4 protein-coding genes are annotated in these 5,048 nt (G+C 38.9%); 2 read left to right on the plus strand and 2 right to left on the minus strand.

The window, feature by feature from the left end:
• Nucleotides 1–200 precede the first annotated feature (200 nt).
• Nucleotides 201–1,700, plus strand: coding sequence for an amidase family protein (locus I6F10_RS19565; protein WP_165745034.1), 1,500 nt, complete (start codon nt 201–203; stop codon nt 1,698–1,700).
• A 31-nt stretch (nt 1,701–1,731) separates the two neighbouring features.
• On the opposite strand, the gene I6F10_RS19570 is transcribed toward I6F10_RS19565, so the two are convergent.
• Together I6F10_RS19570 and dapA are read right to left on the minus strand one after the other, a co-directional pair.
• Entirely contained in the window at nt 1,732–3,036 is a 1,305-nt protein-coding gene (locus I6F10_RS19570; RefSeq protein WP_002958629.1) for a DEAD/DEAH box helicase, read from the minus strand.
• Nucleotides 3,037–3,165: 129 nt separating this feature from the next.
• Complete coding sequence (dapA, locus tag I6F10_RS19575; RefSeq protein WP_039487570.1) at nt 3,166–4,083, minus strand: 4-hydroxy-tetrahydrodipicolinate synthase; 918 nt, start codon at nt 4,081–4,083, stop codon at nt 3,166–3,168.
• Nucleotides 4,084–4,254: 171 nt separating this feature from the next.
• On the opposite strand from dapA, the gene I6F10_RS19580 reads away from it, so the two are divergent.
• Nucleotides 4,255–4,908 carry a DUF6058 family natural product biosynthesis protein gene (locus I6F10_RS19580; RefSeq protein ID WP_002958653.1) on the plus strand — a complete coding sequence of 218 codons (654 nt, stop codon included), beginning with the start codon at nt 4,255–4,257 and terminating at the stop codon, nt 4,906–4,908.
• The last annotated feature ends 140 nt before the right edge of the window (nt 4,909–5,048 follow it).

Consider the following 5,048-nt stretch of genomic DNA (forward strand, 5'->3'; position numbering starts at 1 on the left):
CAATGCCAATCCATAACTGGAATCTGACATTGTCGCAATTGGCCATCCACTTCGAAGGTAGATTAGATGGTGTGCTAGATATTTAGCAATTTAGGCTGACACAGAATTCTGAACGCCCTCTGTTTATCGAAAAGCCTCACTTTGTGAGGTTTTTTTGTGCTAAATGTATAGAAAATAATAACACCTCAAGCACCTCAACAATGATCAAAACATTTACCTTTTCGTTGCTTAGTGTATTAGCAATTTTTAACGCTAAAGCACAAGAGCTAAAAACCATCGATGAAATCCACAGTGCATATAAAAATAATTCTATTAATGCACAGCAACTCACCCAAAATTATATAGACCGAATTAATAAACTTAACCCACAATACAATGCAGTTATTAGTATTGAGCCTACAGCGATTGCTCAAGCTAAAACGTTAGATGAACTTGCCGCCAAAGGCACTTGGGCAGGTCCATTACACGGAATACCTGTACTTCTTAAAGATAATATAGAAACGAAAGGCACACTTCCCACAACGGCTGGCTCTTTAGCATTTAAAAATAACGTTACTAATAATGATGCTTTTGTTGTTAAACAACTACGTAATGCGGGCGCTATAATTTTAGGTAAAGCTAATTTAAGTGAATGGGCAAATTTTCGTTCATCCTATTCGTCGTCAGGCTGGAGTGCCGTAGGCGGACAAACACATAATGCGCACGATGTAACACGTAATCCATGTGGTTCTAGTGCAGGCTCTGCTGTAGCAGTCGCACTTAACTTTGCGCCTATAGCATTAGGGACTGAAACAGACGGTTCAATTACGTGCCCTGCCTCAGTAAATGGAGTTTATGCAATAAAACCGAGTATGGGCCAAGTATCACGCTCAGGTGTTATACCTCTTTCAAGTAGTCAAGATTCAGTAGGGCCGATGGCGCATTCACTTAAAGATGCATTGCTGGTTTTATCAGTTTTGCAAGGTGAGGACTCCCTTGATGCAACAACTACAGGGTTTGAATTAAAAGCAGGTAATCTAAAATCAAAATCGTCACTTATTATTGGTGCACTCCCTAGCGATAAATTTACAGTTGAAACGCAGCGCCTTTATGCCAAGCAGTTACAAGCATTAAAACAGGCTGGGCACACTGTTATTAATGTAGATATTACTGATAACTTAGATACGCTATTTGTTGATGAATACTATATTTTACTTTACGACTTTAAAGCCGAAATTAATCACTACCTCGCAAGCACTCCAGCACAAGTGGCTGTAAAAAGCCTAAAAGCACTTATTAATTTTAATATTAAAAATAAAAAAACAGAAATGCCCCACTTTGAGCAAGACATCCTAGTTCAATCTCAGGCTATTGATTTAACTAACAAACAAAAATACCAAGAGACTAAAGAACGCTATCGCACTTTAGCAACGACAGCCATTGTTAATGTATATAAAAACAACAAGCTTGATATTGTTATAGCGCCTACAGTATCACCCGCCTGGAAAACAGACTTAGTTAATGGTGATAATTTTAATGGTAGTAGTAGTTCGTTATCTGCTATTGCAGGCACAACGCACATAACTCTGCCGGTAGGCAAAGTAAGTGGTTTACCAGTTGGTTTGTCCATAATAGCAAATAAAGAGGGCGAGCAAGCGGCTTATGTATACGCAAATATTATTGATGAGGTGTTATCGTTAGATACAAAAAAACCTGAGTAAACTCAGGTTTTTTTAAACTAAACGGCGTTAACTATGACTTTTTAAGTGACAGTTTTTCGCCTTTTAAGCTTTTACGAACGCTTGAAATACGTGAGCGATTTACAGCTCTCGCTTCACCGGTTGCTTGTCCTGATAACTTGTTAGAACGTGTACGGCGTAAATGCGCTGGTTTTTTACCAATTTTATCAATTAGTACTTCACGGTTACTTACTTCGTAACCTTCTAAATATACACGTTTGATTTTTTGACCGATTAACGTTTCAATTTCAAACAAAGTGTTTTCTTCTTCGCGGCTAACAAATGAGATTGCTTGACCTTGGCGACCAGCACGACCTGTACGGCCAATACGGTGAACGTAATCTTCTGCAAGCCAAGGTAAATCAATATTAATTACACGAGGTAAACCATCAATATCAATACCGCGAGCAGCCACTTCTGTAGCTACTAATACACGTACTTTGCCTTCTTTAAATTCACGTAAAGCACGACGACGGTTACCTTGAGATTTGTCACCGTGGCAAACGCCTGCCGGAATACCATCAAGGTTAAGCTCTTTAACAAGCTCGTCAGCTGTTTCTTTCATGTTTACGAAGACAAGCACTTGTTGCCAGTTTTTCTTACCAATCAATTCAGAAAGTAGTTCTTGCTTACGACGTTCTTCAACAGGGTAAACAACATGCTCAACAGTACTTGCTGTACTGTTAGTTTGATCAACACGCACTATTTCAGCTTGTTTTAATACTTTAGATGCAAATTGTTTAATTGCTGCAGGGAAAGTAGCTGAGAAAAGTAAAATCTGGCGCTCTTCTGCACAGCTTTTAATCACGTTTTGCATGTCTTCAATAAAGCCCATATCAAGCATACGGTCGGCTTCATCAAGAACAAGGTGCTTAACACTTGCAAGGCTTAAGTTACCTAAGCGAATATGATCAAATAAACGACCTGGTGTTGCAACAACAATATCTACACCTTCTTTTAAAGCGTTTGCTTGGCCGGCGGTACTAACCCCACCAAATAAACTAACGACTTTAAGTGATGTATGCTTTGCAAAATCTCTAAAATTATTTGCAATTTGTTCTGCAAGTTCACGCGTTGGCGCAAGTACTAACGCATGAGGTGCATTCGTTGTGCTGAGTTCAGACTCAACCAATTTTTGGATGATAGGTAAAGCAAACGCGGCAGTTTTGCCGGTACCAGTTTGTGCACTGGCTAAAACGTCTTTACCTTTACGAACAGCAGGGATTGCTGCGCGCTGAATGGGCGTAAGAGTGTGATAGTTAAGTTCGTCCAACGCCTGGATGATTTCAGGAGCGAAACTAAAAGATTTAAAATTCATGCTGTATAACCTACGGCCACATTATCAAGGGTCGCAAATTATACAGCAAAAACGAGTCAACAGTTAGCTTTAAACTGGATTAAAAGCTAAAAATTAGTTTGTTAAGTCATTAAAATATTGATTATCAACTCAAGAAAGCGTTAATACCTCATTTTGTTTTAATAACTGTGCTTTACCACCGACAACTTCACGTTCGTTAAGCTCATTTATTAATGGCAAACCTACTTTTTGTTGTTCATCACTAAGCGGTAAATACGGTAATCTAAATACTGGATTTACTGCACCTGTCATCATCATCGCAGTGTTAATAGCAATAGGGTTTGGCTCACAGAACAACCAGTTCATTAATGGTTGTAATGACGTATTTAACTCATCATTTTTAGTATCCATTAATTGGCGAAACAACCCAGGAATAAGGTTAGAAGTAACCGAAATAACACCGTGAGCTTTGTGTACATGACGAGCGTCGTGTGCTTCATCGTCGTTACCCGACCAACACGCAATGCCTTGCTGCTCATACTGTGCAATGCGCTCATTGCCGCCACATTCTTTAATACCAATTAGGTTCGAATGCTGTGCTAATGGTTCAATAATATCAGGTGTTAGGTCTTGACCTGTGCGACCTGCTACGTTGTAAATAAAGGCAGGTCCAATATCAAGTACGCGTTTAAAGTGCTCTTTAACACCCGCGATTGACGTACGTCCGTAATATGGGTTAATTTGCAGTGCTGCATCCATACCGCTGGCAAAGCCATATTTAGTTGCTTTAATCGCTTCACGGGTGTTGTTACTACCGGTATTACCAACAATAACCAGTTTGTCACCATATTTGTTTGCACTGTGCGCTATAAGCATTAAATGCTCTTCCCAGTTCATTAACTGGCCTTCGCCTGTTGTGCCACCGACTACAATGCCATCAACGCCCGCTGCAATTTGTATTTCAACGAGTTCATCGTACTTTGCGAGATCAATTTCACCGTTTGCTAAATATGGCGTTTTAATAGCTGTAATAAGGCTTGCTTGTTTAATTTGGTCTAGGGTGCGCATAAAAATTCATTATTTATAAAACTTGCGCTATTTGTAACATACTTGCCAGTATTTTTGGAGGTATAAGCGCACATTTAATTATAAAATCGCTTGTGTTATTGGGTTTGGTAATACAAAATAAATAACTGTATATAAAAACAGTATTTTATTTTTAACGATACCAGAGGCTTTATGCGTTTATCTGACTACTTAGCAACTCATTTTTATAACACCGATGAACTGTGCCAAGCATTAAACATAGATGCAGATACACTTTTAGCTTGGCAAGAGCGAAGTGTGTTCCCCAAACCAAGTTACTGTATTAAAAGTCAACTTAGCTGCAGCTCATATTCGGGTTTGTATGAATGCGAAGAATATGACGACTATTATCCGCGCGGCTGTGTTAATTGGGGGCAAGGTCTTTTAAAACAAAAAATAGAATCATCAAGCCATGCTTTTAATTATTTTGCGCAGCAATATACTGCAAGCCTAACTAAACTCGCTCAGCAAGGATTTACGTTTAGCGAAGAGCTATTTGGCTGTGAAATAGACGAGCACTTACAGCAAGTTTGGCAACAGTTTTTATGCAGTAAATATGGCGTACTTACTCAAAATGGATTAATAGACGAAATAGTCTCGGTAGACATTGGCAGGCTATTAGTTGACGACATTACAGAACTGCGCAGTAAAGCGAGTTTAAACCAAGAAGAAAGAGCGCTACTACACCCCGCCATGAAGCTTTTAAACAAAGCGTTAGGGCATGGCGCCGATCATGAAAAACAACATACATTACGCACCCGCTATATAGATGCACTTATTTTAAAATACGATTTATCTATTAAATAGTTTTGCATTAGTTTATTTATTTGTAACTATTCAGCCTCATCTGAAATGAATATATCAGGCAGCTGATTTTTGAATAATAACTCAAGGGCTAGGCTTGCAGATACATATTGTTTTCTGCAAGTCGATAAATAGCTTCTCAG

The organism is Pseudoalteromonas sp. SWYJZ98, assembly GCF_015864495.1.
Classification (GTDB): domain Bacteria; phylum Pseudomonadota; class Gammaproteobacteria; order Enterobacterales; family Alteromonadaceae; genus Pseudoalteromonas; species Pseudoalteromonas distincta.

Coding starts and splice junctions, on each gene's coding strand:
- dapA (WP_039487570.1), bottom strand. CDS start 4,083: ATGCGCACCCTAGACCAAATTAAACAAGCAAGCCTTATTACAGCTATT.
- I6F10_RS19570 (WP_002958629.1), bottom strand. CDS start 3,036: ATGAATTTTAAATCTTTTAGTTTCGCTCCTGAAATCATCCAGGCGTTG.
- I6F10_RS19565 (WP_165745034.1), top strand. CDS start 201: ATGATCAAAACATTTACCTTTTCGTTGCTTAGTGTATTAGCAATTTTT.
- I6F10_RS19580 (WP_002958653.1), top strand. CDS start 4,255: ATGCGTTTATCTGACTACTTAGCAACTCATTTTTATAACACCGATGAA.